Origin of the sequence: Bradyrhizobium sp. (assembly GCF_030697065.1) — a bacterium.
In the GTDB taxonomy this organism is placed as follows: domain Bacteria; phylum Pseudomonadota; class Alphaproteobacteria; order Rhizobiales; family Xanthobacteraceae; genus Bradyrhizobium.
This window is the reverse complement of the sequence record NZ_JAUYQU010000290.1, coordinates 1-5,157: the sequence shown is the minus strand read 5'-3', so window position 1 is coordinate 5,157 and position 5,157 is coordinate 1. Positions and strand designations below refer to the sequence as shown.

General features: G+C 65.4%; 3 protein-coding genes. All 3 read right to left on the bottom strand.

All coding sequences use genetic code 11. From position 1 onward, the window contains the following. Positions 1–140: 140 nt before the first annotated feature. The 3 genes from Q8R73_RS22830 to Q8R73_RS22820 all read right to left on the bottom strand — a co-directional run bounded on the left by Q8R73_RS22830 (position 141) and on the right by Q8R73_RS22820 (position 4,797). Complete coding sequence (locus tag Q8R73_RS22830) at positions 141–1,937, bottom strand: cation:proton antiporter (protein WP_305721813.1); 1,797 nt, start codon at positions 1,935–1,937, stop codon at positions 141–143. A gap of 137 nt (positions 1,938–2,074) precedes the next feature. Continuing rightward, positions 2,075–3,625: an AMP-binding protein gene (locus tag Q8R73_RS22825; RefSeq protein ID WP_305721812.1), complete on the bottom strand. Its 1,551-nt coding sequence runs from the start codon at positions 3,623–3,625 to the stop codon at positions 2,075–2,077. Positions 3,626–3,642: 17 nt separating this feature from the next. Continuing rightward, the gene (locus Q8R73_RS22820) at positions 3,643–4,797 is read right to left on the bottom strand and encodes an iron-containing alcohol dehydrogenase (RefSeq protein ID WP_305721811.1); all 1,155 of its coding nucleotides are present in this window, start codon (positions 4,795–4,797) and stop codon (positions 3,643–3,645) included. Between the last annotated feature and the right edge of the window lie 360 nt (positions 4,798–5,157).

The following is a 5,157-nucleotide window of genomic DNA, read 5'->3' as shown; positions in this document are numbered from 1 at the left end:
CCGCATGATGGAGTCGCTCGGCCAGCAGTTGAACGGGCAGGTGCAGCTTTCCTACGCTCCTTCCGGATTCGTTTATGCGCTGGATGTACCGCTGGGGTCGCTGATCGCGGCGGCATGACGATCGCCAGCGTCGTCGCACATTACGGCCGGCGGAGCGTTTTCCGCCGGATCGAATTCGATGGTTTATCCCCAGTCAGCCCCGCCGCCTGCTGCAGCTCGAGCCGGAACTCGTCGCGCCTTTCGTGGATCGAGGCAATGACCAGTCCCGTGGCCTGCCCCAGGCCGATCAATGCGGCTTCCGACAATTGCAGGCTGGCCTCGATGGTCTCGGGTACGGCGTCGGTGACGCCGATCGAATAGAGGTGGCGTGCGTGGGCAGCGTCGCGGGCGCGTGAAACGATCACGATATCGCTTCGCAGCGCGCGCACCTGCCGCACGACTTCGTCGATCGCGTCCGGTGCGGAAACCGTGACGATCACCGCCTTGGCGTCCATGACCCCGCAAGCCCTGAGAAATTCCGGGAGCGTGGCGTCGCCGTAATAGACCTCGCGGCCGCTTCGCCGTTGTTCGGGCACCGCTGCGGCGTCGTTGTCGACCGCAAGATAGGGACAGCCATGCCGGTCCAGCAGGGTGCAGACCACCTGTCCCACCCGGCCATGGCCGACGACGATGGCATGCCCGGTGCCGCCGGCGGGCGCTATGGTGAGTTCCGGGTCGACCATCCTGGGCCCCCGGAACCTCGGCGCCAGTCGTCGCGCCGCCAGAGCCAGCGCCGGTATAAGCGCCATGGTGATCGACGTCACCGTCAAGACGAAGCTGGACACGTCGTAGGCGACCAGCCCGAGTGAAGTGGCGAGGCCGATGCCGACGAATGCGAACTCGCCGCCGGGGCCAAGCAGCAGACTGGTTTCGATCGCAGTCGGCAGGGACAGGCGGAAGATGCGGGCGAGGCCGATCATCAGCACCGACTTGATCACGATGAGCCCGACGACGGATGCAACAAGCAGCAGCGGCTCGCGGATGAGCTCGCGGATGTCGATGTTCATGCCGACGGTAAAGAAGAATATCCCGAGCAGCAGCCCCTTGAAGGGGCCGATGGTGGTTTCGATCGCCTTGCGGAATTCGGTCTCGGCGAGCAACAGCCCCGCGACGAACGCCCCCAGCGCCATCGGAAGTCCGGCGAGCGCCGCGGCGAAACCGGCGCCGATGATCGCAAACAGCGCCGCCGCCACGAACAATTCGGGAGAGCCGGTAGAAGCGACCAGCCGGAACAGCGGCCGCAACAGCAGACGTCCGACGATCACGATCGCTGCAACGGCCAGCGTCGCATTCACGAATGCGAACGCGATGTTGGTCATCACCGAGCTTTCCGTCCGGCTTCCCATGATGGAGACGAGAAGCAGGATCGGAACCACGGCCAGGTCCTGCGCCAGCAGGACGGAAAAACTGGTTCGGCCGGCAGTAGTGGCCAGCCGGCCGTGGTTGGAAAGCACTTCGATGACAATCGCGGTCGAGGACAGCGCAAGGCACAAGCCGAGGATGATCGATACCGTGGGCGGGTTGCCGAACAGGCTGGCAATGCCGCCGATCACCGTGGCGGAGAGGATGATCTGCAGGCTTCCGAGCCCGAATACAAGGCGGCGCATGAGCTTGAGACGTTCAAAGGACAGCTCCATGCCGATGATGAACAGCAGGAAGACCACCCCGAGTTCGGCAATCCCGGCGACGTTCCTGGCGTCAACCACCGTAAGCCAGTACAGGAACGGAAAGGTCTTGATGAGCGAGCCCAGTCCGAGCGGCCCAAGCACCGCCCCTGCCGCGAGGTAGCCGAGCACGGGGCTGATTCCGAACCGTCGAACCAGGGGTACGACGATGCCGGCCGTCCCGAGCACGACCAGCGCGTCGCTGTAGACTTCCATATTGATCGGTGCGGCCACGCATTTCCTTCCGGTCGGTCCGGCTCAATCCGTACAGGCACACGCGGCGTGGACCTGTTCAAAGGCACCTATTCAAGGGTTATGCCACGCCGCATCTGTTCGCCGCGCGTCAGCGGGCCACAGGCCTGTCGTCGCCTTTACAGAATCCTGGACGTCTTGTCGCCCCAGTAGCGGTCGCGCAGCAGCCGCTTGTAGAGCTTGCCGGTCGGCAGGCGGGGCAGTTCCGCCTCGAAGTCGATCGAGCGCGGCACTTTCTGGCGCGACAGCGACTGGCTGCAGAAGGCGATCAGTTCGTCGGCCAGATCAGCGCTGGGCGCAATCCCCGGCATCGGCTGCACCACGGCCTTGACCTCCTCGCCGAGATCGGAATTGGGCACGCCGAATACGGCGGCGTCCGCGACCTTGGGATGGGTGATCAGCAGGTTCTCGCATTCCTGCGGGTAGATGTTGACGCCGCCGGAGATGATCATGAAGGTCGCGCGGTCGGTCAGGTACAGGAAATTGTCCTTGTCGACATAGCCGACGTCGCCGACCGTGCTCATGCTGCCGTCCGGCGAGCGCGCCTCCCTGGTTTTGTTAGGGTCGTTGAAATATTCGAACGGCGTCGCGGTCTTGAACCAGACCGTGCCGGGCGTGCCGATCGGGCAGGGCTTCATGTCTTCATCGAGAATGTGGAGGTCGCCGAGCAGCACGCGGCCGACGCTGCCCCGGTGCGCCAGCCATTCCTCGCTGTTGCAGGCGGTAAAGCCGAGACCTTCGGTGGCGCCGTAATATTCGTGGATGATCGGGCCCCACCATTTGATCATGTCTTCCTTCGCCGCCGCCGGACACGGCGCGGCGGCATGGATCGCGATCTCCAGCGACGACAGGTCATGTCCGTTGCGCCTGTTCTCCGGCAGTTTCAGCATGCGCGAGAACATGGTCGGCACCAGCTGGGTGTGGGTGACGCCCCATTGCTCGACCAGGTCGAGGTAACGCTCGGGATCGAACTGCTCCATGATGATGACGGTGCCGCCGCTCTTGATGGCGAGGTTGACGGCGGCCTGCGGGGCCGAATGGTACAGCGGCGCCGGCGACAGGTATATCATGCCTTCGCGGTATTGCCACAGCCTGTGCAGGAAATCGAACAGCGGCAGCTGCTGGTCTGCCGCCAGTTCCGGCAACGGCCGCAAGATGCCCTTGGGACGCCCGGTGGTGCCGGAAGAATAGAGCATCGCGGTGCCGACGGATTCGTCCGCGATCGGTGTGCCGGGCAGCCCGGCCGTGGCCTCGCGCAGGCCGACGATGCGCGCGCTCTCGCCTGGTCCGTCGACCACGATGCAGAGTTCGACCCTGGGGCATTGTTCGAGCGCCTCGCGGGCGACATCGAGCTTTGCCACCGACGTGAAGAGCACGCGGGATTCGCTGTTGCCGACGATGTAGGCGAGTTCGCTCGGCGTCAAATACGAGTTCACACAGGTGTAGTACAGGCCCGACCGCTCGCCGGCGCCGCAGGTTTCCAGATAGCGGCTGTTGTTCTCCATGAAGATCGCATAGTGATCGAGCCGCTTAAGGCCGAGATTGCGCAACAGATGCGCCAGCCGGTTGCTGCGCGCCTCCAGTTCGCGATAGGTCACGGTCTCGCCGGATCCGGCCATGATGAAGGCGGGCTGCAGGGGACGCAGACGTGCATGCTTGCCGGTGTACATTTCTTCTCCAGGTTCTCTCAGGCGGCCATCACGAGAATCTCGCGCAGCTGCGCGGGGGAATCGATCCTGCGCGGGTTGCGCGGAACCCAGGGCGTTCCCATCGCCTGATCGGCGATGCGGTCGAAATGCTCGGGACCGATCCGCACGTCCTGCAGGCTGCGCGGCATGCCGAGCCCCCGGATGAAGCCGTCGAGCACGTCGCCGGCGTCCTGGCCGGGTTGCCCCATCGCCGCCGCCACCAGCGCCTGCCGATCCGGATTGACGGATCTGTTCCATCGCATCACCGAGGGCAGCATCACGCAGGAAGTATAGCCGTGCGGCACGTCGAAAACGGCGCCGAGCACATAGCCGATGCCGTGGCTGGCGCCCATCGGCACGCCCGACGACAACGGACCCATCGAGAGCCAGGTGCCGATCTGGCAATCCATCCGCGCGTCGAGATCGCCGGGGTCGGCCTTCACCCGCGGCAGGCCCTGCGCCAGCATCGACAATCCCTTGATCGCCTGCGCGTCGGCGTAGGGATGCGCCTCGCGCGAACAAATGCCTTCGACACAGTGATCGACGGCGCGGATGCCGGTCGAGAGAAACAGCCATTCCGGCGTATGCACGGTCAAGGCCGGATCGAGGATCGCCGCGCGCGGCATCACCAGCGGATGATCCAGTCGCTCCTTGACCTTGGTGCGTTCGTTGGTGACGCCGGCAATGGCGCTGAACTCGCCGCCGGCGATCGTGGTGGGCACGCTGATCTGGCGCACCGTCGGCGGCATCAGGTCAGGCGGGCCGCCCCTGCCGGCGCGAACCCTGTCAATGTCATCGACATTACGGATATCGTTGGCGAGGCAGATCTGCACCGCCTTGGCGCCGTCGGTGATCGAGCCGCCGCCGACCGTGACGATGAGGTCGGCGCCGGCGGCGCGGGCCTGCTCGGACGCCGCGATCACGGCGGCGCGCGGCGTATGCGCCGGCATCGCAGCGAACGTGCCCGCGCAGCGCGAACCCAGCGCGGTCCTGATCTTCTCGATCTCGTCGGTTTCGCGGTTGAGCGTGCCGCTGACCATCAGAAAGGCGCGCTCGACCCCGAGGCGCTCGACCTGCGCCACGACCGCCTCGGCGGCGGCGGTTCCGAAAATCACCTCGTCCATAGCGCCGAACGCGACACGTCCCTTGTGCACCGCTGTCCTCCCATCCTGGTCTTGTTGCGACCGTTGCGGGCAATCTAGCGGAGTCCGGGGGGAGGGGAACTGGAAAATGACGATCGGTGCGCTTCCGGCATGCCAGAGCCGCAACCCACGGTCGTCATATCTTGCGCATGCGGGGATCCAGCAGGCCGAGGCCCATCGATTCTATCGCTGCGGCTTCGCTAGCTCAGCAACCCCGCTACCTCCACCAGGGTCACCGGCCGCTGCAAAAACACCAGCTCTGCGGCTTTGCCTTCGTGGTCGCCTTCGGGCGCCAGCGGGTCCTGCACGCTGAGCCGGTGGTCGAGGACCATGCGCGCATAGAGCGCGCGCCGGGCATCCGCGCCCGGCTGG

Excerpts from the sequence above, each read along its gene's own strand:
- Q8R73_RS22825 (WP_305721812.1), bottom strand. The coding sequence starts at position 3,625 with ATGTACACCGGCAAGCATGCACGTCTGCGTCCCCTGCAGCCCGCCTTC.